This window comes from Dellaglioa sp. CoH-57-MRSF-18 (genome assembly GCF_056781995.1).
Map to the genome: position 1 here is coordinate 93,300 of NZ_JBXAXX010000002.1, position 21,276 is coordinate 114,575.

Consider the following 21,276-nt stretch of genomic DNA (forward strand, 5'->3'; position numbering starts at 1 on the left):
TTGTATTAAGGAGGTACGAAGGTGAGTCATTTAGCAAATATTGAAGGACTTTTATTTGTGAGTGGGGATCAAGGAATATCTCTAGCAGAATTATCTAGATTAACTGGATTATTGAAATCAGCAGTTAAAGAACAACTTGAAAAATTATCATTAAAGTATAAAAATGATATAAATTCTAGCTTGGAGCTAATTCAATATAATGATTGTTATCAATTAGTAACAAAAGAGAAATTAGCAGATTTAATTAAAGATTATTTTGAAAATCCTAATTCAAGAAGACTTTCTAATGCAGCACTGGAAACGCTAGCTATCATTGCTTATAAACAACCAGTGACACGACTTGTAATTGATGATATCCGAGGAGTTCAAAGTTCAGGATCACTGCAAAAATTGATTGCTTTAGATCTAATTCGTGAAAATGGACGTCTTGATGTACCAGGAAGACCTATTATATATGTAACAACGACGCAATTTTTAAATTATTTTGGATTAACTGAACTAAAAGAACTTCCAGTGATTAGTGAAAATCAAGATTTTGATGGAGAAATAGGTAAACTTTTTTTAAATAATTTTAACGAAAAATTACAAGAAAATGAGGAATAATATGGCAGAGGCAGAAAGATTACAAAAAGTTATGGCGCAATCAGGTGTTGCGTCACGAAGACAATCCGAAAAAATGATTTCAGAAGGTCATGTTAAGGTGAATGGTAAGGTTGCAAGTGAGTTGGGTATTAAGGTCACAAGTGAAGATAAAATTGAAGTTGATGGTATTCGTTTAAATGAAGAACCATTAGTCTATTATTTATTCTACAAACCAAGAGGAGTTATTTCGGCTGTTAAGGATAATAAAGATCGTAAGGTTGTTACGGATTATTTTCCAGGTGTAAGGGAAAGAATTTATCCAGTCGGTCGATTAGATTATGATACTTCTGGATTATTATTAATGACAAATGATGGTGAGTTAGCCAACAAAATGACTCATCCAAAGTATAAGATTGACAAAACTTACGTCGCTAAAGTGAATGGTATTCCATCTAATGATGATTTAAAAACGTTACGTCAAGGAATTGTAATTGATGGTAAGAAAACGGCTCCTGCTCATTCAAAAATTATTTCAGCAGATAAAAATAAGCAAAAAGCAATTGTTTCATTAACAATTCATGAAGGCCGAAATCATCAAGTTAAAAATATGTTGGCAGAGGTCGGACATCCAGTGGAAAAATTAAAACGTGAAACTTATGGATTCTTAGATTTATATGGATTAACTTCGAGTCAATACCGTGAGTTATCTGAAGAAGAAGTTCATGCATTGAAAAGTATCGCCGAGCGTAAATAATTGTAACTTATTTTATCCTATGTTATATTTTGTAGCGTAATAAAATATTTGGTTCGTCTTCAGGGGCAGGGTGTAATTCCCGACCGGCGGTTATAGTCCGCGACCCACATTGTATATGTGGCTGGACTGGTGTAATTCCAGTACCGACAGTTAAAGTCTGGATAAAGAAGATAGGGCTTATTTGAGTAAGTAATTTCAAATGAACTCTGTTAATCTTTAGTGATTAATGGCGTTCATTTTTATTTACTTGAAAGGTTCTTCATTGAAGATGGCCTTCCAGGAGGTTTTCTAGTATGAATCGGTCACCAGTTTATAAAGTTGTGATTACAGCGTTCTTAGCTGCAATCTCATACGTATTAATGTTTTTATCTTTCCCAGTAATTTTTCCGTATTTAAAAATTGATTTTAGTGATTTACCAATTTTAATTGGATTTTTTATTTTGGGACCAATGAGCGGTGTGATGGTTGCCGTCGTTCGTTCATTGCTGTATCTAGTTTCAACTGGAACAGATATTGCCAGCTTGATAGGTGTTGGAAGTAATTTCTTAGCATCAATGGCGGTATCATTTCCAGCATATTATCTTCTCAAAGGTAAAGGAAACCTTAAGCCAACACTTGGAAAGAGTATTTTGGCAGTTTTAGTGAGTACCTTTGTACTAACTGCTGTATTATCTATTGCAAATTATTTTGTAATTCTACCAGTGTACTTGAATGTTATCGGTATGAATATCGGAATGTCAGTATCCAAGTACGTTATTGTTGGTATTGTTCCTTTTAATATTATAAAAGGAATTCTGGTCGTTGGGTTATTTAGTCTTTTATATCAGAGAATGTATGGTTGGGTTCAGTTAAATAATAAAAAATATAAACAACTATAGTATAATTAATGAGGGAGAATTCTTAAGTGATTCTTCCTCATTTTATTTTATAAGGATGGTATTTTATGGTTGAAGATTATCTCTTACAAATGTTTAATGTCGAATATCGGCGACCTAATGTAATATTTAGCATTATTACAGGTCGGAATACTGTTTCCAATATATATTGGGGAATGCGTTATGATTTGCTAGATTATTTTAGTATTGATCCTCAATTTACAAATGAAATATATCAAAAAATACTTTCTAAGTTGAAACAAAATAAATTACTCACTGAATCTAATGGGCAAGTTCGGTTAACGCAAAATGGTTTAATTCGACAAAAAAAAGCGAAAAGCGATTTATATCAAATTAAGCACCCTAAATTAATAAATCAATATAAATTTAATGAATGGTCAGAAACTTGTATTTTAGCTATACAAGTTGTATCTGAACTTAGCTTTGTTAATCGTCATTATTATCCTGTCGTAACATCCGAATTAACTAAATTTAATATCAAAAAATGGATTTCTAATAATGACAAAACAATACTAACAAAACAAGTTAATTTAGAATTACGATTGTTCGTGCAAAAAATTGATACAAATTCTAGTTTAATATTTATGAACAAATTAATTGGTCATAATCTTAATGGATTGACCAATAAACAGTTAGCAAATGAGTTGAATCTATCAGAAATGGAGATTCAATTAATATACAGAGATACAATAAATTTTTTTGCTAGTTGGATTGAGGAGCAAAAACAAAGTGTGTTCAAAGAATTAGTTCAGTCAATTCTAAAAACAGGAATTATTTCTGAAAGTGCAAAGGAAACGATGAGATTAATTACTATGGGCCTATCTGTTAATGATGTGGCTAAAAGTAGAGGATTGAAGACTAGTACAATTTTTGAACATTTACTTGAATTAGCAATGATTAGTGAAAAATTTCCATTTGATACTTTTTTAACAAAAAAAATAGTTAATGATTTATCTGAAATTATGGGGAGAGATATTGATCAAGTACCTTTTAAAATAATACAAAATAAGAAACCTGATATAAATTTTTTCGATTATCGTTTGTATCAAATTTATAGGAGTAAAATAGATGTCCAAAATTAATTTAAAAGAAAAATTGATGGAATACTTTGGATTCGATTCATTTATGATAGGCCAAGAAGAAACCATAGAAACTATCTTATCTGGTCAAGACACGTTATCAGTACTACCTACAGGGACTGGGAAATCATTGTGTTATCAGTTAGCTGGCTATCTTATGAATGGTACGACAGTTATCGTTTCACCGTTGTTATCTTTAATTCAAGATCAAGTTAGTCAATTTAATTTTCGTGGTAATGGGACAGCTATTGGATTAACATCAATATTGAGTTATTCTGAAAAAAAATATGTGTTAAAAAATATACAATCTTATAAATTTGTTTATTTATCTCCTGAAATGCTAAGTCAATTTGAAGTGATAAATGCCCTTAAACAAATAGATGTATCACTATTTGTTGTAGATGAGGCACATTGTATCTCCACTTGGGGACCAGATTTTAGGCCTGATTATTTGGATTTGAATAATGCAATTGTGAAACTTGGTACACCTTGCGTTTTGGCGTTGACAGCCACAGCTGCACTAAATATTCAGAATGATATTATGACACAATTAAAAACAGAAGGTCGAGATTTTCATAAAATCATTAAATCGGTTAATAGAAGTAATATTTTTTTAAGTGTCTTAAAAGTGCATGATGAATCTGATAAAAATAAGCAATTATTAAATTTATTGAATAAAATCAAGGGTGTTGGAATCGTTTATTTCTCGAGCAAGAAAAAGGCAAATGAGGTCTCAGATTTAATAAATAATAACACTGGATTAAGGTCTGAACCGTACCATGCTGACTTGAATGATATGGCAAGGTATACGGTACAAAGACAATTTATGGAAAATCAAATAGATGTTATATGTGCAACAAGCGCTTTTGGTATGGGTATTAATAAGAAAGATATTAGATACGTTATCCATTATCATATGCCCGCTGATTTTGAAAGCTACGTACAAGAATTTGGCCGATCTGGACGAGATGGCCAGCAGAGTATCGCAATTGTTTTTTCTCAAGAAAATGATGTGTTTCTACAAAGAAACTTAATTGATTTAACCATTCCAGATGATGATTTTATTAGGATGTATTTTAAAAAACATAAGGAATTAGTTGGTCTTGGAGAAGAAAAAGGTAAACTGTTAGATTATTACTATGAGAAACAAAGCTCAGTTGAAGAGGTGCAGTTCCTTTTTAGACAAAGGAAAATTGAAAAAGAAACTGGATTACAAAATATGATAATGTTTGTTAATTCAAGTAATTGTCGAAAGCAACAAATTTTAAACCATTTTGGAGAATCGAAATTAATAGAACATGATGAATTCTGTTGCTCAGCGTTATTTAATGTGGATGTACTTCAAAAGATTGGATTAGAAAAAAAGATAATCAAAAATGATGACAAGCAGTTAATTCAATCAACAGATAATATTATTTCAAGATTGTTTAAATTATCTTGAGAATAATTTGGATTATTATGGTAAAATAATGATAATTGTTTTTAGGAGGATTGAAAAATGAGTGATAAAAAAGATAATTCAGAAAAAAAGCCTTGGGAAAAATCATTCGAAGACGATAGAGACGATAATGGAAATTATTCTCGATCAGCGAATAGACGTAAAAGTAAAAATAGTTCATTATTAACTACGGGGTTATTAGTTGTTTTTGTAGCTATTATTATTGGAACGATTGCTTTTTATATTGTTGAAAGTAACAAAGTATACCAACCAGAAGATAGAACCACAAGCGAGAGTTCAGTAAGTAAAAAAATAGTTACCAAAACTGATGATTCTGATAGTTCTAGCTCAAGTGCTAAGAAAAGCTCTGAATCAAAAGAAAAAGCTAGTTCTGAATCGAAAGAAAAAGCATCAAAAGAAAAAGCTAGCTCTGAATCAAAAGAGAAAGCTAGTTCTAGCACTAATTCAAGCTCTAGCTCAGCGTCTAGTGAATCAACCAGCTCTGATAGTTCATCAAGTGCATCTTCAAAGTCATATGTAACTGTCGAAGCAGGACAAGGCATATATCGTGTTGCAGCAAACAATGGGTTAACTACAGAACAACTTCTACAAATGAATCCAGGGTTGACTACTTCTATTAGTGCAGGACAAAAAATAAGAGTTAAATAATATACATATGGGATTGATATCTAATCAATCCCATTTTTATGGAGGAATTACTTGATGAAAAATAATATCCAAATTGCAATTGACGGACCGGCATCCGCAGGAAAAAGCACTGTCGCTAAATTAGTTGCTAAAAAATTAAATTATGTTTATTGCGACACTGGGGCAATGTATCGAGCAATTACTTTTGAAGCAATGGCAAAGAATGTTGCGCTGGATAATGATGATAAGTTAGTTAGTCTATTAAAAGATACAATAATTTCTTTTAAACCAGCAAATCCAGAACAATTAGTCTATATAAACAATATAGACATAACACAAGCAATTAGGCAACCTGAGGTAACTAATAATGTTTCAACGGTTGCTGCTCAAGAAGGTGTACGCAAGGAATTAGTTAAAAGACAACAAGAAATTGCCGAAGATGGATCAATTGTTATGGATGGTCGTGATATCGGAACGACAGTATTACCAAATGCTGAAGTTAAAATATTCTTAGTTGCGAGTGTTAAAGAACGTGCTCTTCGCCGATTTAAGGAAAATCAAATTAAGGGTATTAATACAACACTTGATGTTTTAGAGTTTGAAATTGCCGAACGAGATCGAAAAGATTCTACACGTGAAATTTCTCCGCTTATTCAGGCAAAAGATGCTATACTTGTAGATACGACTTCAATGAATATTGATGGGGTCGTACAGAAAATTATGGATATAATTAACAAATAATAAAATAAAATGTGAAAAATGAGTATTAGCACTAGTAATTACTCTTCATTTCAGCTAAAATAATAAATAGAGTTTATTCGCTAAGGAGGACATTGTCCATGAGTAATATTGAAGAAAATAATGATTTACTAGAAGCATTAAATAGTGTAAGTGAAGTTAAGGTTGGTTCTGTTATAAAAGGTGAAGTTTTAGCTATCGATGATGCTAAACAAGTCATTGTTGGTATTGAAGGCGCCGGTGTTGAAGGTGTTGTACCAGCTAAAGAACTAGCACTTAAAGCTGGTGAAGAAACAGAAGACGTTGTCAAAATTGGTGACGTTATGGATTTAGTTGTTATTTCAAGTATCGGTGGCGATAAAGAAGGTGGTAGTTACTTACTATCACAAAGAAGAATTGCTGAACGTGAAGTTTGGAATGACTTACAAAAATTAGCTGATGATGATGCTACAATCGAAGCTACAGTAACACAAGTTGTTAAAGGTGGATTAGTTGCTGATGCTGGTGTGCGTGGATTCGTACCCGCTTCAATGATTGATGATCGTTTTGTTGAAGATTTATCAAAATATAACCATCAAACATTAGATTTCAAAATTATTGAAATTGACCCAACTGAAAATAGATTAATCTTATCACATAAAGCAATTGTTAAAGCTCAAAGAGATGCTCAAAAAGTAGAAACTCTTAAAACTTTAACAGTTGGTGAAGTTGTAACAGGAACAGTTGCCCGTTTAACTAACTTCGGTGCATTTGTTGATCTTGGTGGTATTGATGGACTTGTTCATATTTCAGAAATTTCTTACAACCGTATTTCTAAGGCAGAAGATGTCTTATCAGTTGGTGAAGAAGTTAAAGTTAAAGTATTGGCAATCGATTTAGATAAGAATCGTATTTCATTATCAATCAAACAAACATTACCTCAACCATGGGATAATGTTGAAAATGATATCCATGTAGATGACGTCTTAGATGGTACTGTTAAACGTTTAACGACATTTGGTGCATTTGTTGAAGTTATGCCTGGAATTGAAGGATTAGTTCATATTTCACAAATTTCTTACACACATATTGCTACACCAGGCGAAGTTTTAAAAACTGGCCAAGCTGTTCAAGTTAAAGTACTTGAAGTACATCCAGCAGAACATCGTTTAGCTTTATCAATTAAAGCTCTCGAAGAAAAACCAGCAACAGAAGAAAAACCTGAAAAGAAAAAAACAGTTAAAAAAGCTGCACCAAAAGCTAAAGCTCCTAAATCAACAATGAGTGGTATGCCAGAAGAAAGTACTGGTTTCACACTTGGTGATATTTTAGGTAAAGCATTAGAAGATGCAGATACTAACAAATAATTAAAATATTATTTTTAAGTAACGACTGAACTGTAGTTCAGTCGTTTTTATTATTTATTACAAAAGATATTTAGAGAGTGAGGTACTATCTATGGCAAATCCTGTTGTAGCAATTGTTGGACGTCCTAATGTTGGAAAGTCCACAGTTTTTAATAGAATAGCCGGGGAAAGAATTTCAATTGTTGAGGATACTCCTGGTGTTACACGAGATCGTATTTATGCTCATAGTGAGTGGTTAGCGCAAAAATTTAGCTTGATTGATACTGGTGGTATCGATATCGGTGATGAACCCTTTTTGACGCAAATCACTGAACAAGCACAAATCGCAATCGATGAAGCTGATGTTATTGTTTTTCTTGTAAGTGTAAAAGAAGGCGTAACGGATGCTGATGAGAAAGTGGCTAAAATTTTATATCGTTCTGATAAGCCAGTTATTTTAGCGGTTAATAAAGTTGATAATCCCGAGTCTAGACAAGATATTTTTGATTTCTATTCATTAGGATTTGGAGAACCATTTCCAGTTTCTGGTAGTCATGGCCTTGGGGTTGGTGACTTATTGGATGAGATTACAAAGAAATTCCCTGAAAATATTCCTGATGAAGATGACAGTCGAATTAAGTTTAGTTTGATTGGTCGTCCTAACGTGGGTAAGTCTTCATTGGTGAATGCAATCCTGGGTGAAAATCGTGTTATTGTTTCACCTATTGAAGGGACTACACGTGATGCAATTGATACAGCTTTTGATACTGAAGAGGGCGATATGTTCTCAATGATTGATACAGCTGGTATTAGAAAACGCGGAAAAGTATATGAAAATACTGAAAAGTATTCTGTACTACGTGCCATGCGTGCTATTGATCGTTCAGATGTTGTTTTAGTTGTGTTAAATGCTGAAGAAGGTATTCGGGAACAAGATAAGAGAGTTGCAGGGTATGCCCATGAAGCAGGACGTGGTATCATTATCGTCGTAAATAAATGGGATACTCTTGAAAAAGATAATCATTCATTATCTGATTTTGAGGCTAATATACGTCAAGAATTTGCATATCTTAGTTATGCTCCTATTATTTTTGTGTCTGCAATTACACAGCAACGATTATCTAAGATACCCGAATTAATTAAACGCGTAAATGAAAATCATAGTCGTCGTATTACATCTTCAGTATTAAATGATGTCATTATGGATGCAGTAGCCCATAATCCAACGCCAACTGATAATGGAAAACGTTTAAGAATTTACTATGCAACACAAGTAGCAATACAACCACCTACATTCGTTGTATTTGTTAATGATACTGATTTGATGCATTTTTCATATGAACGTTTCTTAGAAAATCAAATTAGAACATCGTTTGATTTTGAAGGAACACCAATTCATGTTATTGAAAGAAGAAGAAAATAATTCAAATTGATAAAACGCTACCATGCCATCTTTTTTTCTGCTAAAGTAGTTAAATACCTTGATGTAATACGTTTTGTATGGTATCTTAAATAAAGAATTAGTAGAGTAATCTCTGGTTCTATTATTATTATTTATTTTAAATAATAATGGCTGAATATTTTTAAATATTCGGACACATTTTAGGGGAGGTGAAACATTATGGCAAACAAAGCACAATTAATCGAAAATGTTGCAAAAGAAACAGGATTGACAAAAAAAGATGCTACTGTCGCAGTTGATGCTGTATTTGGTTCAATCCAAAGCACATTAGCTACAGGTGAAAAAGTTCAATTAATCGGTTTCGGTAACTTTGAAGTACGTGAACGCGCTGCTCGTAAAGGTCGTAACCCACAAACTGGTGAAGAAATTCAAATCCCTGCAAGTAAAGTACCTGCATTTAAACCAGGTAAAGCTTTAAAGGATTCTGTTAAATAATACTTAGAAAAAGCTAGTACAATTCATTTTGTACTAGCTTTTTCAATCTATAATTTATTTTATAGACAATAGTTATGTACGAGATTACTAGCTATTGTGTGTATGATAGATTAAACTAAACCATATTAATTTAATAATGAAGGGAAGTTATTTAATGACGCATTCAGAAATTATGCTAGACTACTTGGACGAAGGACAAATTGATGAGGCAATGAAAGAATTTGCCAGAGCATTAAGAAAAGACAATGATGCAACATTATTTAGTTTAGCAGAAGAGTTATATAGCTTAGGTTTTTTAGCTCAATCTAAACGTACTTATGAAAGATTATTAGAAAAATATCCAGAAGAAGATACTTTAAAAACATTCCTGGCAGATATTGCAATTAGTGAAGGAAAATCTGATGAAGCACTTAACTATTTGTCAGAAATTGAAGAAGATTCAGAAGCTTATCTTCAGTCTCTTATGGTTGCTGCCGATTTATATCAGACACAAGGTATGTTTGAAGTTAGTGAAAATAAATTATTAACTGCATATAAGTTGGCTCCTGAAGAAGAAGTTATCCAATTTGCTTTAGGCGAACTATATTTTAATACAAAACAATTTAGTCAGGCAATCGGATTTTATCTTGAATTAATTAAATCAGGACAGACTGAACTGTCACAGGTTAACTTAGTACAAAGATTAGGTGTTAGTTACGCAAACAGTGGGCAGTTTGAAAAAGCAATGGCATATTTAGAACAAATTCATTTAGAAAATATGGACTCTGATACTAAGTTACAGATGGGTTTAACCTATCTACAATTAAATGATCAACAAAAAGCAATTGATATTCTTTATGATTTGAAGGAAGAAGATCCTTCGTATACATCCTTATATCCAATTCTTGGTCAAGCACTTTCAGATGAGAATAGATTGAATGATGCTTTACTTGTCTATCAAGAAGGGTTAGCGGTTGACGAGGTAAATGATACATTGTATGAACAGGCAGCGACTGTTGCCTTAAAATTGGACGATGAGAAGCAAGCTGAAAAGTATTTAAATAAAGCAATTGATATTAATCCAGATAATACTGGCATATTATTACAATTAAGTAATTTATTAGTTAAGCAAGAACGTGATGATGAAGATATTAAATTACTAGAAGATATCAAGAGCGACGGAGATGTAGATCCTCAAATATTTTGGAATTTAGCTATTTCATATGAAAGACTTGAAGATTATGATAAAGCTGAAGAAAATTATTTAGAAGCATACCCTTATTTTACTAATCAAGTTGACTTTTTAAGATCTGTTATATTTATTTTTAGAGAGAACGGACGACAAGAGGAGTTAAAGGACGCAATTAAACATTACTTAGCTTTAGTACCTGATGATCAAGAAATTATTGATATTCAAAATGATATAAATTATTAAAATAAAACGTTTATATCATTCTTTTGGTATAAGCGTTTTTTGTTAGCAATTTGTAAGATTTGCTTAAAGAAGGGGAAGTAAAATGATTACAAATCAGATAGTGATACCAAAATTAGAAGATAGTACTGAAATATTTAATTTAATTAGTCGTAATCGTCTTGAATTAAGTGAGTGGCTTCCATGGGTTAATGCTATGAAATCGATTAATGATGAAATAATTTTTTTAAGAGACTCTTTTAAGGATGAAACTAAATTAATTTTCGCTATAAAAATTAATAAGAATATCGTTGGCATGATTGATTTACATGGAATAGATTTACATATGGGAACTGCTGAGGTTGGTTATTGGTTAGACAAGTCGTATGTAGGACGCGGAATAATGTCAAAGGCCTTAACAGAACTTGAGAAACTAGCTATAAAGGAATATAAGTTAAAAAAATTAAAAATAATACTAGATTTGAATAATATAAAAAGTTTGAAAGTAGCTAAGACTAATAATTATCACTTTATAGAACAAAATGACCAAAATTTAATTTTTGAAAAGAGATTATAGAATTTATGATGGTATATTTATAAATGATATTATTATTTTTTGCTTTTTAATTGCTATTAAGGATATAATTTTAGATAGGTAATGTTGTTTAAATGGCGATTAATTATCTAAAATTATATATCGGGGGTAGGGACATGAAAGATTTAAACGAAAAAGAAATTGAACGATTGAGTAAAAAAAGTATTACTGAGAAAATTATAGATGGCGATTGGTACCAATATTCTAAAGAAGAATGGGCTCAAAAAACTGTTAAAACAAGTGCACAAACTATTTATAAAATAAATAAATTGGCGGCTCATGATACGAATGATGCAGATAAAATGCTTAAAGAATTTTTACCTAATATGGAAAAATCTGCTGAAATATATTTTCCAATTTCAACTATAGAATGGCCGGAAATGTTAAAAATAGGGTCAGGCACATTTATTAATTCTAATTTACAGATTTTAAGTGCAGGACAAATAACAATTGGAGAACACTGTTTCATTGGGCCTAATTGTCAGTTATATACACCTAATCATCATTCTATGGACAAAAATTTACGTCGTGAAGGATGGCAATATGATGCACCAATTACAATTGGTGATGATTGTTGGTTTGGTGGATCAGTGATTGTTTTACCTGGTGTCACGATTGGAAATAATGTCGTCGTTGGTGCTGGTAGTGTGGTAACAAAAGATGTACCTGATAATGTTTTAATCGCAGGTAATCCAGCACGAATTATTAAGACTATTGGTTAGATAAAGTTATGGCGAAAAGTAGCATAATTTAAAAATATTTGGGCAACAAAAAGGAGCTAGAATTTTTCTAGCTCCTTTTTGTTGCTCTTTTAAGGTTTATATGATTAATTTTTGTTCAATAATTAAATGACGGTAGTATAAAAGTGAATTTGGATCAATTCTTAACGTCATCATAATTTCTGAATCTGTCATCGTATTGTTAGTGAGAATAGAAAAACAAATAGCTGACTGGTACAGCAGACGTGGTGAAACATTTGGCGCAATAAATTGTAAATCTTTCTTTAAAAATTTATGTAGACCAGGTAAAGATAATAAAGGTGCTTCAACATTTTTACGCAGTTTTAAAAAGCAATCGTTGGAGTTTTGTAAAATTTGTAGTTGTTTAATATAGGTATTGAATTGCTTCAAAAATAATTCCTCTGTTTCCGTAAATGTTAATTGTTTAAAGCTAACGAAAAAACCAGGTTGTAAGATTTCTGAAATTTTAAAGAAATGCCGTGTCATTAATAAAACAAGTCGAGAATAGTAGCTAATTTCTGAATTTAAAAGATAAGAGTCGAAGTCTATTAACCAATTGAAGGTTATAACAGAATTTGCGATATTTTTTTTCCCTTTTAACATTAATGTTGGAATATGAGTATTTATCTGATGGGTAAATAAATATTTAAAATAACCATTCAGATGCGATAAAACCTTAGTATATGTTGAATTTTTAATATTTCTTTTATCTTGAAGCATAGTTAAATATTGACGAACGTCTGATTCTAAGATAGTTTCAACCATTATTGAATTAGAGAATGCATCATTAAAATTTAGAAGATAGTTAAAAAAATCATGAATATCGTAGTTATATTCTAAAATTGTTGATGGGGACAAAGAGTTGGATTCTAATGATAAATTAAAAGCTTTTTGATAGGGATAATTCATTTAATTGCCTCCTTTAGTAATAAACAATAAGTTACTTTAACTATATCACACTAATAAAGCGCACTGCAAAAATCGCAGTGCGCAAGACCAATCATTTATTAAAGATATTAGTGATATTAGTGATTTTATTCTTTTTTTGTCGATTAAAACTAAACCCTTGTCCCAGTACTTCATTAACACTACTAATTGAAACAAAAGCATTTGAATCCTGGTTTTGTAATATTTCCTTCAACTGATGAAGTTCATTACGGTTGATAACAACATAAATCATTTTTTTATTTTGGCGAGAATAAGATCCCTCACCATTGATGTAACTAACACCTCTGCCTAATTTATCCCAAATTTCATTAGTTATAATTTGATATTGGTCACTAATTATTAAGATGCCAAGTCCAGAATAACTACCTTCAAGAGTGAAGTTAACAATTTTTGAGAAAACATATGAGCTTAGTAGGGTATACATCATATGCCTTAAATCTAAGTAGCTAAGTGATATGACCAAAACAGCAATATCAAGGGCAAGAATTGTCTTACCCATTTGAATACCACGTGTTTTTTCAAAAATTCGAGCCACTACATCAGTTCCACCAGTAGTACCACCAAAACGATATACTAAGCCTGACCCAAGGCCACCAAAAGCACCAGCAAGGATACCTGCTAAAAACAAATCATCATTTACATTAATTTGAATCGGAACACGTTGCCAAATCCATAAGAAAAGAGATAACATTATTGTTCCATATATAGTATAGACTAATGATCGTTTACCTAAAAAACGGTAACCAATAAGGATTAATGGAACATTAATTGCAATTGTTGAATACGCAGGATCAATATGAAACCAATAACGTAAAATTAAAGTAACTCCGGTTATACCACCTTCAGCAAGATGGTTTGTTATATTAACGGTTGCTAATCCAAATGCATAAAAACAACAACCTAACGCAATCATTACTAAATCGATTATTTTAATTCGTTCATTTTTTAAGATTAGTTCTACCCCCTGAAATAAATTCAATATAAATATCATACCATATTATCGATGAATGTCTGCTGACTATCATTTTAAATCTAGTATAAATCTGTTAAACTAGATTGTATTAATTAAAGATGAGGAGGATTACTATGATTAAAGTTTTGGTTGCTGGATTTAAAGGACGAATGGGTGCCACTACAACAAATATGATCTTAGAAAATCCATTATTTGAATTAGTTGGAGTCTATAGTACTACAGCTACAGAAAAAAATATAAATGAAATTACTGACTATAAGACAGAGAATGTCCCAATATTCAATAAGCTAGATGAAATAAACGTAGTTTCCGATGTTTGGATTGATTTTACTGTCCCAAGTGTTGTTTTCGAAAATACTAAATTTGCTATTTCGAAACATATGTCACCAGTTATTGGGACTACGGGTTTATCGGAAAATAATATAGCTGAACTTAAACAATTATGTAAAACAGAAAAATTAGGTGGATTGATTGCTCCTAATTTTGGTATTTCAGCTGTTTTATTAATGCAATTTGCGCAACAAGCTGCTAAGTATTTACCTGACGTTGAAATTATTGAAATGCATCATGATAATAAATTGGATGCTCCAAGTGGTACAGCCTTAAATACCGCAAAATTAATTGCTGAAGTTCGTAAACCTAAAATTCAAGGCAACCCTGATGAAAGAGAAACATTACCAGGTGCGAGAGGTGCAGCCTTTGAAGGCATGAGAATTCATAGTGTCCGTTTACCAGGCTATGTTGCTCATGAACAAGTCTTATTTGGTGGCGAGGGTGAAGCATTAACTATTCGTCAGGACTCATTTGACCGTATTTCATTCATGTCTGGTGTTGCATTAGCTACTGAAAAAATTGGACAATATAAAGAATTACTAGTTGGATTGGAAAATATATTATGATAGTTTCCAATCTTGCGGATGATTTCATTAATGCTGAACCAGTGATTAAAGCCATTGAAAATGCTGGTTTTGAAGCATATTTTGTCGGAGGAAGTGTTAGGGATACTATCTTAGGATTACCAATCCATGATATTGATATTGCCACTAGTGCATACCCTGAGGAAATTAAGGAAATTTTTAATAAGACGGTAGATACAGGTATTCAACATGGGACTGTTATGGTTTTAGATCATGGAGAAGGTTATGAAATCACCACATTTCGAACAGAATCAACTTATCAAGATTTTAGACGTCCAGATCATGTTGAATTTGTACGCTCTTTAGAAGAAGATTTAAAACGTCGTGATTTTACAATCAATGCCTTAGCAATGACACATGATGGACGGATTATTGATTTGTTCAACGGACTACAAGATTTAGAAAATCACATCATTAGAGCTGTTGGCACTGCTGATGAACGTTTTAATGAAGATGCTTTACGAATGATGAGGGCAATTAGATTTGCAAGCCAATTAGATTTCACAATCGAAATGGAAACGAAGAAAGCATTAAATAAACATGCACCACTATTGAAAAAGATTGCTATTGAACGGATTCATATTGAATTTATTAAATTACTGTTGGGAAAAAATCCTCAAATTGGACTTCGACATTTTGTTGAATCAGATTTAGTAAAATATTGTCCCGAATTTAATAATTATTTATCGGAACTAACTGATATGTCAAAAATGCAATCAATTAAACTTACATCAGAAGTAGCTGCTTGGTCGTTAATTATTCATGTTCTAAAGATAACAGAAACTAATATTAATCATTTTCTAATCTCATGGAAAAGTTCAAATGAGTTAATTACACACGTTCAAATAGTTATCAAAGCACTTAACGGTATTATTCATGATTCCGTTAATCGAGAACTGATGTATGAAACTGGATTAGAATTATTATTAATTGCAAATGAAGTTGCAGCAATATTTAATAGTAATTTAGATGCAGAAATGCTGACAGTTGCTTATACTGCACTTCCAATTAAGTCTAAAAAAGACATGGCAATTAATGGACGACAGTTAATAAAAGATGTTGGTATTCAACCAGGTGAAAAATTAGGCCAAATTTTATCCATATTGGAAAATCGTATTTTACTAGAAGAAGTCCCAAACGAATCAACTCAATTATTAAAAGTGGCTAAGCAACTAATGTTAAAATTAGCGTAAAAAAAGAGATTAAATATCATTTAATCTCTTTTTTTACAAAACATGCTTAGTAATACAAATTATAAAAGAGAATCAATTAGATAAGAGAGTGATTACATGCAAACACTGAGGGTAGAACATTTAAAGAAAACATACGGCGAAAAAACATTATTTGATGATTTAAATTTTATTGTTAATGAAAAAGATAGAATCGGATTGATTGGAACTAACGGTTCAGGGAAAACAACGTTATTAAATGCATTAACAGACCTTGACCCAGCTGATTCAGGAGATTTAATTAAACCAAATAACTATCGTATGAGTTATTTAAAACAAATACCAGAATTAAATGATGATATGACAATTATGGAAGCCGCTTTTGAAGGAGCTTCACCTATTTTTGAAACAATTCGTCATTATGAAGCTGTTTTAACAGCCTATAGTGAACATCCTGAAGATGAAAAATTACAGCAACGTTACTCAGATGCGGAAGATCGTATGAATCGTGAAGATGCATGGAATGCCGATAATGACGTTAAAACAATTCTAACGCAATTACAAATAACGGATTTAACACAAAAAGTCTCAACCTTATCTGGTGGACAGAAAAAAAGAGTTGGCTTGGCTCAAGTACTCATACAAGCTCCTGACTTATTAATTCTTGATGAACCAACAAACCATTTGGACTTTAGTTCTATTGAATGGCTAGAAAGTTACCTTAAAACGTACAAAGGAGCTTTAATTGTTGTTACTCATGATCGGTATTTTTTAGATCAAATTGCCAACCAGATTTTAGAACTATCATTTGGTAAATTACACTCGTATGAAGGTAACTATCAAGATTTCGTTGCTCAAAAGGCTGAAAGAGTTGCCCAGGAAGTTACCGCTGAGCATAAAGAACAACAGCTATATAAAAAGGAACTAGCTTGGATGCGTACTGGAGCAAAAGCTAGATCAACAAAACAACAAGCACGAATTAACCGTTTTAACGATTTAAAAGAAAATATGAATTCATTACAAATTGATCAAGATGTTTCAATTGGACTAGGCCAACAGCGGCTTGGTAAAAAGGTTATTGAGCTAAAAGAAGCTAGTTTAGTCTTAGAAAATCATAAAATTATTGATCATTTTAGTGAGTTGATTCAGGCGAGCGATAGAATCGGGATTACCGGTAAAAATGGTGCTGGTAAATCTAGTTTACTAAATGCAATTGCTGGAAAATTACCACTTAACTCTGGCGAATTACTAATGGGCGAAACGGTTAAATTAGGTTATTACCAGCAACAAACTGAACCCATACCTGGCGATAAACGAATGATTAACTATCTAAATGAAATTGGTGAAAATATCGAAAATAAACATGGCGAACGAATAAGTACAACACAACTTTTAGAGCAGTTTCTTTTTCCAAGATCGATGCATGGGACATTAATTAGACAGCTATCCGGTGGTGAAAAAAGAAGACTCTATCTCTTGAAATTACTTATGCAACAACCAAATGTCTTATTACTAGATGAACCTACAAATGATTTAGATATTGGAACATTAACAGTACTTGAAGACTATTTAGAATCTTTTAATGGCGCAGTTATAACTGTCTCACATGATAGATATTTTTTAGATAAAGTTGCAGATCAATTACTTATTTTTGAAGGCGATGCTAAAATTAATCGTTATACTGGATTATTTACATCGTACCTTGCTAAAGAATCACTGGATGATGCCGTATCAATATCAAAAAAAGAAAAAATTATCGAACACGACACCATTTCTGACGATAAATTAAAAGTTAAATTAACTTATGCTGAACAAAAAGAATTTGAAACAATTGAACAGACAATTGATAATTTAGAAGCTAAGAAAGAAAAAGCTGAAAGTGATATGTCGAATATCAATGGCAATGATTTTGTAGCATTAAGTGAACTACAAGTGTCAATTGATAATTTAGATGATGAAATTGAAGAAAAGATGAATCGTTGGGACTATTTAGGTAAATATGCAGAAAAGGGGTAATTTTCGTATGGAAGAAACATATTTGCAACTTGAACGTGATATTTTAATGAACGGAAATGATAAATCTGATCGTACAAAAACGGGAACTAAAAGTCTTTTTGGCTATCAAATGAGGTTTGACTTAAGTCAAGGATTCCCACTACTAACAACTAAAAAAGTACCATTTGGTTTAATTAAGAGTGAGTTACTGTGGTTCTTAAAAGGTGATACTAATATCCAATATTTATTGAAACATAAGAATCATATTTGGGACGAATGGGCTTTTAAAAATTACATTGAAAGTTCTCAGTATATGGGTCCAGATATGACTGATTTTGGACATCGATCACTTTTAGAGACTGATTTTAAAAAAGAATATGAAGTACAGAAAAACCTTTTTTGCGATAAAATTATTGAAGACGATGAATTTGCAAAAAAGTTTGGTGAATTAGGTGACGTTTATGGTAGTCAGTGGCGTAATTGGAAAACTAGACAAGGTGATACGATTGACCAAATTAAAGATGTTATTGAAGCAATCAAAAAAACACCTGATTCTAGAAGATTAATTGTGTCCGCTTGGAACCCAGAAGATGTACCAAATGTGGCATTACCACCTTGCCATACGTTATTTCAATTTTATGTGGCTGATGGTAAATTAAGTTGTCAATTATATCAAAGAAGTGGCGATGTCTTTTTAGGTGTACCATTTAATATTGCAAGTTATGCGTTATTAACTCATCTAATTGCTAAAGAGGTTGGACTTGAAGTTGGTGAATTCATTCACACATTAGGCGATGCCCATATTTACAATAATCATATAGAACAAGTGAAGGAACAACTTTCTCGTGAAGTGCAACCCATGCCAAAATTATGGTTAAATCCTGATAAAAATAGTATTTTTGAATACGATATGACGGATATTAAAATAGAAGACTATAATCCTGCACCACCTATTAAAGCGCCTGTTGCAGTTTAATATTTACTTAAGGAGAGTCAATAATGATTAATTTTATTTGGGCTGAAGACAGTGAACATCATATTGGATATAAGGGTAAGCTACCTTGGTACTTACCAAATGATTTAAAATTTTTTAAGAAAACAACGCTTAATAAGGTCGTTGTTATGGGCAGAAATACATTTGAAAGTTTTCCGGGACTATTACCAAATCGAATTAATATTGTTCTTTCAAGTAAAAACGATTTAGTTGAAACAGATACTCTAAAGATTGTTCATTCAATACCAGAGTTGAATGATTTATTAGAAACATATTCTGAAGATATTTTTGTTATTGGTGGCGCAACATTATTTTCTGAAATGTATGTAAAAGTTAATAGATTGTATCAAACAAAAATTAACGCTACGTTTGATGGTGATGTGATGATGATTCCTATTGATTATACTCATTGGAAATTAATTGAAACGATTCCGGGAATGATTGACAAAAAAAATGTATATGATCATGAATTTAGAATTTATGATAAAAAATAATTAAAAAGCGAAGACATATCCAATACGGATGTGTCTTCGCTTTTTAACTTTAAGTATATAATAAAATAGAAAAAAACATTAATCCTGTACCTAACATCACAAATAAATGCCAAACGACATGTAAGTACTTAACACCGTTTATACTATAAATTCCAGCGCCGATTGTGAACGCAATGCCACCAGAAACAAGTAGCCAGAACCCAATTGTACCGAGGCTATTATAAAGTGGCATCATTGCGCTCAAACAAAGCCAGCCCATAATTAGATAAATGATGGTTGAAATTGTTTTAAAATGACCCAACCAAATTGATTTATAAATAATTCCTAAAACGGTCATCATCCAGATGATTCCGAATAGTGTCCAACCTAATGCCCCACCAACAGAGAGAAGACAATAAGGCGTATAAGTACCTGCTATCAGAATATAGATACTACTATGATCGAAGATTTGAAAAACAGTTCTTGCTCGTGTAAATATTAAACTATGAAATAGGGTAGAAGTTAAGTACAGCAGTACCAAAGATGAACCATATATAGCATACGAGGTAATTTCTAATGCACTACCATTATGAGCACCTTTAATAAGTAAAAAAATCAATCCCGCTATACTTAACCCAAGACCAATACCATGAGTTACCGCGTTTAATACCTCATTTAAGATGAGATACCTTCTACTGTAATTATGTTCCAAAAAAACACCTCAGTCATCAATTTCTATGTGAAATAGACCAGTAATTCTGATATACTAGACATTATAAATAGAAAAGTTTATAGTGACATTATTGTATCATGATTAAAAACTTTTGTTAAGAAAGTGTGGATGAAGAAACATGAAAAAAATTAAAATAATAACGGATTCATCTGTTGGATTAACAGATAATGAAATAAAAGAAAATGACATTAGCATTATACCTCTAAGCGTTATGATTGATGATACTATTTACGTTGAAGGTGAATCAATTACAAATGACGAATTTGAGACTAAAATGGAAACGTCAAAAACGTTACCTAAAACAAGTCAGCCACCAATTGGTACTTTTGTAGAAATGTTTGACAGTCTTGGGGCAGATGGTAGCCAAGTTCTCTCACTTAACATGACTGACCAAATTAGTGGTACAGTTCATACTGCAGAGCAAGCTGCAGAAATGAGTCAATCCGATGTAACCGTTGTTGATACTCGTTCTACTGATCGAGGTATGGCTTTTCAAGTCTTAGCAGCTGCTAAGTTAGCAAATTCAGGTGCATCAATGGATGATATTTTAACAAAAATTTCTGAAATCCGTAAGAATTCAACTCTAAATATGGCCGTTATGACTCTGGATAATCTGGTCAAAGGTGGACGTATATCAAGATTAACTGGTGTTCTTTCAAGTGTTTTAAATATGAAGATTATTTTGGAAATGATTGATGGCGAATTAAAAATTAAAAATAAAGGCCGTGGTATGAAGACGGTTAACAGATTTATTGCAGATTTAGTTGAAGAATTAAAAAGTACACCTAATGTTAAAGCAGTAGGTATTTCTCATGCTGGAAATGAAAAAAAGGCATTTGAAGTTCGCGATTTATTACAAACAGCAGTCCCAAAAGTTGATATTCTAGTTCGACAGACAGCACCTATTATTGCGACGCATGGTGGTCCAGGGGCTTTTGCAGTGATGTTCTACACAGATAAAGACTAATATATTAAATAATTATTTTTAAACT

At 31.9% G+C, this 21,276-nt stretch carries 22 protein-coding genes and 1 riboswitch; of the genes, 19 read left to right on the forward strand and 3 right to left on the reverse strand.

Annotated features, from left to right (window positions below):
- The first annotated feature begins 21 nt into the window (after window positions 1–21).
- The 13 genes from scpB to AC1RPG_RS02310 all read left to right on the forward strand — a co-directional run bounded on the left by scpB (window position 22) and on the right by AC1RPG_RS02310 (window position 12,064).
- Window positions 22–603, forward strand: coding sequence for an SMC-Scp complex subunit ScpB (gene scpB / locus AC1RPG_RS02250; protein WP_481761348.1), 582 nt, complete (start codon window positions 22–24; stop codon window positions 601–603).
- A gap of 1 nt (window position 604) precedes the next feature.
- A complete protein-coding gene (locus tag AC1RPG_RS02255; protein WP_409022503.1) occupies window positions 605–1,336 on the forward strand; it encodes a pseudouridine synthase in 732 nt (243 codons plus the stop codon).
- Window positions 1,337–1,387: 51 nt separating this feature from the next.
- Window positions 1,388–1,512, forward strand: a riboswitch (FMN riboswitch).
- Window positions 1,513–1,629: 117 nt separating this feature from the next.
- Entirely contained in the window at window positions 1,630–2,214 is a 585-nt protein-coding gene (locus AC1RPG_RS02260; protein ID WP_409022504.1) for an ECF transporter S component, read from the forward strand.
- Window positions 2,215–2,279: 65 nt separating this feature from the next.
- Window positions 2,280–3,314, forward strand: a complete 1,035-nt coding sequence (locus tag AC1RPG_RS02265) for a helix-turn-helix domain-containing protein (RefSeq protein ID WP_481761347.1) — start codon at window positions 2,280–2,282, stop codon at window positions 3,312–3,314.
- Window positions 3,301–4,752 (forward strand): RecQ family ATP-dependent DNA helicase, encoded by a 1,452-nt coding sequence (locus AC1RPG_RS02270; protein ID WP_481761346.1) that lies wholly within the window; start codon window positions 3,301–3,303, stop codon window positions 4,750–4,752. The genes AC1RPG_RS02265 and AC1RPG_RS02270 overlap by 14 nt, the downstream gene beginning before the upstream one ends.
- Window positions 4,753–4,809: 57 nt before the next feature.
- Entirely contained in the window at window positions 4,810–5,418 is a 609-nt protein-coding gene (locus AC1RPG_RS02275; protein ID WP_481761345.1) for a LysM peptidoglycan-binding domain-containing protein, read from the forward strand.
- 54 nt (window positions 5,419–5,472) lie between these two features.
- Entirely contained in the window at window positions 5,473–6,138 is a 666-nt protein-coding gene (gene cmk / locus AC1RPG_RS02280) for a (d)CMP kinase (RefSeq protein ID WP_481761344.1), read from the forward strand.
- A gap of 98 nt (window positions 6,139–6,236) precedes the next feature.
- Entirely contained in the window at window positions 6,237–7,481 is a 1,245-nt protein-coding gene (gene rpsA / locus AC1RPG_RS02285; RefSeq protein ID WP_481761343.1) for a 30S ribosomal protein S1, read from the forward strand.
- 91 nt (window positions 7,482–7,572) lie between these two features.
- The gene (der, locus tag AC1RPG_RS02290; RefSeq protein ID WP_409022510.1) at window positions 7,573–8,883 is read left to right on the forward strand and encodes a ribosome biogenesis GTPase Der; all 1,311 of its coding nucleotides are present in this window, start codon (window positions 7,573–7,575) and stop codon (window positions 8,881–8,883) included.
- 198 nt (window positions 8,884–9,081) lie between these two features.
- A complete protein-coding gene (locus tag AC1RPG_RS02295; RefSeq protein WP_409022511.1) occupies window positions 9,082–9,357 on the forward strand; it encodes an HU family DNA-binding protein in 276 nt (91 codons plus the stop codon).
- 154 nt (window positions 9,358–9,511) lie between these two features.
- Window positions 9,512–10,771 (forward strand): tetratricopeptide repeat protein, encoded by a 1,260-nt coding sequence (locus tag AC1RPG_RS02300; protein ID WP_481761342.1) that lies wholly within the window; start codon window positions 9,512–9,514, stop codon window positions 10,769–10,771.
- A gap of 82 nt (window positions 10,772–10,853) precedes the next feature.
- A complete protein-coding gene (locus AC1RPG_RS02305) occupies window positions 10,854–11,324 on the forward strand; it encodes a GNAT family N-acetyltransferase (RefSeq protein ID WP_481761341.1) in 471 nt (156 codons plus the stop codon).
- Between the two features lie 134 nt (window positions 11,325–11,458).
- A complete protein-coding gene (locus tag AC1RPG_RS02310) occupies window positions 11,459–12,064 on the forward strand; it encodes a sugar O-acetyltransferase (protein ID WP_481761340.1) in 606 nt (201 codons plus the stop codon).
- A 96-nt stretch (window positions 12,065–12,160) separates the two neighbouring features.
- On the opposite strand, the gene AC1RPG_RS02315 is transcribed toward AC1RPG_RS02310, so the two are convergent.
- Both AC1RPG_RS02315 and AC1RPG_RS02320 read right to left on the reverse strand, forming a co-directional pair.
- Window positions 12,161–12,991, reverse strand: a complete 831-nt coding sequence (locus tag AC1RPG_RS02315) for a site-specific integrase (RefSeq protein ID WP_481761339.1) — start codon at window positions 12,989–12,991, stop codon at window positions 12,161–12,163.
- 91 nt (window positions 12,992–13,082) lie between these two features.
- Window positions 13,083–13,943: a YitT family protein gene (locus AC1RPG_RS02320; RefSeq protein ID WP_481761410.1), complete on the reverse strand. Its 861-nt coding sequence runs from the start codon at window positions 13,941–13,943 to the stop codon at window positions 13,083–13,085.
- Window positions 13,944–14,116: 173 nt separating this feature from the next.
- Here AC1RPG_RS02320 and dapB point away from each other — a divergent pair, with 173 nt between their 5' ends.
- The 5 genes from dapB to AC1RPG_RS02345 all read left to right on the forward strand — a co-directional run bounded on the left by dapB (window position 14,117) and on the right by AC1RPG_RS02345 (window position 19,572).
- Window positions 14,117–14,902 carry a 4-hydroxy-tetrahydrodipicolinate reductase gene (gene dapB, locus AC1RPG_RS02325; protein ID WP_409022516.1) on the forward strand — a complete coding sequence of 262 codons (786 nt, stop codon included), beginning with the start codon at window positions 14,117–14,119 and terminating at the stop codon, window positions 14,900–14,902.
- A complete protein-coding gene (locus AC1RPG_RS02330; protein ID WP_481761338.1) occupies window positions 14,899–16,113 on the forward strand; it encodes a CCA tRNA nucleotidyltransferase in 1,215 nt (404 codons plus the stop codon). Before dapB ends, AC1RPG_RS02330 begins: the two co-directional genes overlap by 4 nt.
- A gap of 96 nt (window positions 16,114–16,209) precedes the next feature.
- Window positions 16,210–18,105, forward strand: a complete 1,896-nt coding sequence (locus AC1RPG_RS02335) for an ABC-F family ATP-binding cassette domain-containing protein (RefSeq protein ID WP_481761337.1) — start codon at window positions 16,210–16,212, stop codon at window positions 18,103–18,105.
- A 7-nt stretch (window positions 18,106–18,112) separates the two neighbouring features.
- Complete coding sequence (locus AC1RPG_RS02340; RefSeq protein WP_481761336.1) at window positions 18,113–19,060, forward strand: thymidylate synthase; 948 nt, start codon at window positions 18,113–18,115, stop codon at window positions 19,058–19,060.
- A gap of 23 nt (window positions 19,061–19,083) precedes the next feature.
- Window positions 19,084–19,572 (forward strand): dihydrofolate reductase, encoded by a 489-nt coding sequence (locus AC1RPG_RS02345; protein ID WP_481761335.1) that lies wholly within the window; start codon window positions 19,084–19,086, stop codon window positions 19,570–19,572.
- Between the two features lie 49 nt (window positions 19,573–19,621).
- Here AC1RPG_RS02345 and trhA read toward each other — a convergent pair whose 3' ends face one another.
- On the reverse strand, window positions 19,622–20,263 hold the full coding sequence (gene trhA, locus AC1RPG_RS02350; RefSeq protein ID WP_481761334.1) for a PAQR family membrane homeostasis protein TrhA: 642 nt from the start codon (window positions 20,261–20,263) through the stop codon (window positions 19,622–19,624).
- Between the two features lie 139 nt (window positions 20,264–20,402).
- Between trhA and AC1RPG_RS02355 the strand changes: the two genes are divergently transcribed.
- Entirely contained in the window at window positions 20,403–21,251 is an 849-nt protein-coding gene (locus AC1RPG_RS02355; RefSeq protein ID WP_481761333.1) for a DegV family protein, read from the forward strand.
- Window positions 21,252–21,276: the final 25 nt, after the last annotated feature.

What these genes read in the sequence shown, in the direction of transcription:
- AC1RPG_RS02320 (WP_481761410.1), bottom strand. Translation starts at nt 13,943, where the DNA reads ATGATTGCGTTAGGTTGTTGTTTTTATGCATTTGGATTAGCAACCGTT.
- AC1RPG_RS02340 (WP_481761336.1), top strand. Translation starts at nt 18,113, where the DNA reads ATGGAAGAAACATATTTGCAACTTGAACGTGATATTTTAATGAACGGA.
- AC1RPG_RS02305 (WP_481761341.1), top strand. Translation starts at nt 10,854, where the DNA reads ATGATTACAAATCAGATAGTGATACCAAAATTAGAAGATAGTACTGAA.
- AC1RPG_RS02345 (WP_481761335.1), top strand. Translation starts at nt 19,084, where the DNA reads ATGATTAATTTTATTTGGGCTGAAGACAGTGAACATCATATTGGATAT.
- AC1RPG_RS02265 (WP_481761347.1), top strand. Translation starts at nt 2,280, where the DNA reads ATGGTTGAAGATTATCTCTTACAAATGTTTAATGTCGAATATCGGCGA.
- rpsA (WP_481761343.1), top strand. Translation starts at nt 6,237, where the DNA reads ATGAGTAATATTGAAGAAAATAATGATTTACTAGAAGCATTAAATAGT.
- AC1RPG_RS02300 (WP_481761342.1), top strand. Translation starts at nt 9,512, where the DNA reads ATGACGCATTCAGAAATTATGCTAGACTACTTGGACGAAGGACAAATT.
- AC1RPG_RS02255 (WP_409022503.1), top strand. Translation starts at nt 605, where the DNA reads ATGGCAGAGGCAGAAAGATTACAAAAAGTTATGGCGCAATCAGGTGTT.
- AC1RPG_RS02335 (WP_481761337.1), top strand. Translation starts at nt 16,210, where the DNA reads ATGCAAACACTGAGGGTAGAACATTTAAAGAAAACATACGGCGAAAAA.
- AC1RPG_RS02270 (WP_481761346.1), top strand. Translation starts at nt 3,301, where the DNA reads ATGTCCAAAATTAATTTAAAAGAAAAATTGATGGAATACTTTGGATTC.
- AC1RPG_RS02295 (WP_409022511.1), top strand. Translation starts at nt 9,082, where the DNA reads ATGGCAAACAAAGCACAATTAATCGAAAATGTTGCAAAAGAAACAGGA.
- AC1RPG_RS02315 (WP_481761339.1), bottom strand. Translation starts at nt 12,991, where the DNA reads ATGAATTATCCCTATCAAAAAGCTTTTAATTTATCATTAGAATCCAAC.
- cmk (WP_481761344.1), top strand. Translation starts at nt 5,473, where the DNA reads ATGAAAAATAATATCCAAATTGCAATTGACGGACCGGCATCCGCAGGA.
- AC1RPG_RS02275 (WP_481761345.1), top strand. Translation starts at nt 4,810, where the DNA reads ATGAGTGATAAAAAAGATAATTCAGAAAAAAAGCCTTGGGAAAAATCA.
- AC1RPG_RS02260 (WP_409022504.1), top strand. Translation starts at nt 1,630, where the DNA reads ATGAATCGGTCACCAGTTTATAAAGTTGTGATTACAGCGTTCTTAGCT.
- AC1RPG_RS02310 (WP_481761340.1), top strand. Translation starts at nt 11,459, where the DNA reads ATGAAAGATTTAAACGAAAAAGAAATTGAACGATTGAGTAAAAAAAGT.
- dapB (WP_409022516.1), top strand. Translation starts at nt 14,117, where the DNA reads ATGATTAAAGTTTTGGTTGCTGGATTTAAAGGACGAATGGGTGCCACT.
- AC1RPG_RS02330 (WP_481761338.1), top strand. Translation starts at nt 14,899, where the DNA reads ATGATAGTTTCCAATCTTGCGGATGATTTCATTAATGCTGAACCAGTG.
- der (WP_409022510.1), top strand. Translation starts at nt 7,573, where the DNA reads ATGGCAAATCCTGTTGTAGCAATTGTTGGACGTCCTAATGTTGGAAAG.
- AC1RPG_RS02355 (WP_481761333.1), top strand. Translation starts at nt 20,403, where the DNA reads ATGAAAAAAATTAAAATAATAACGGATTCATCTGTTGGATTAACAGAT.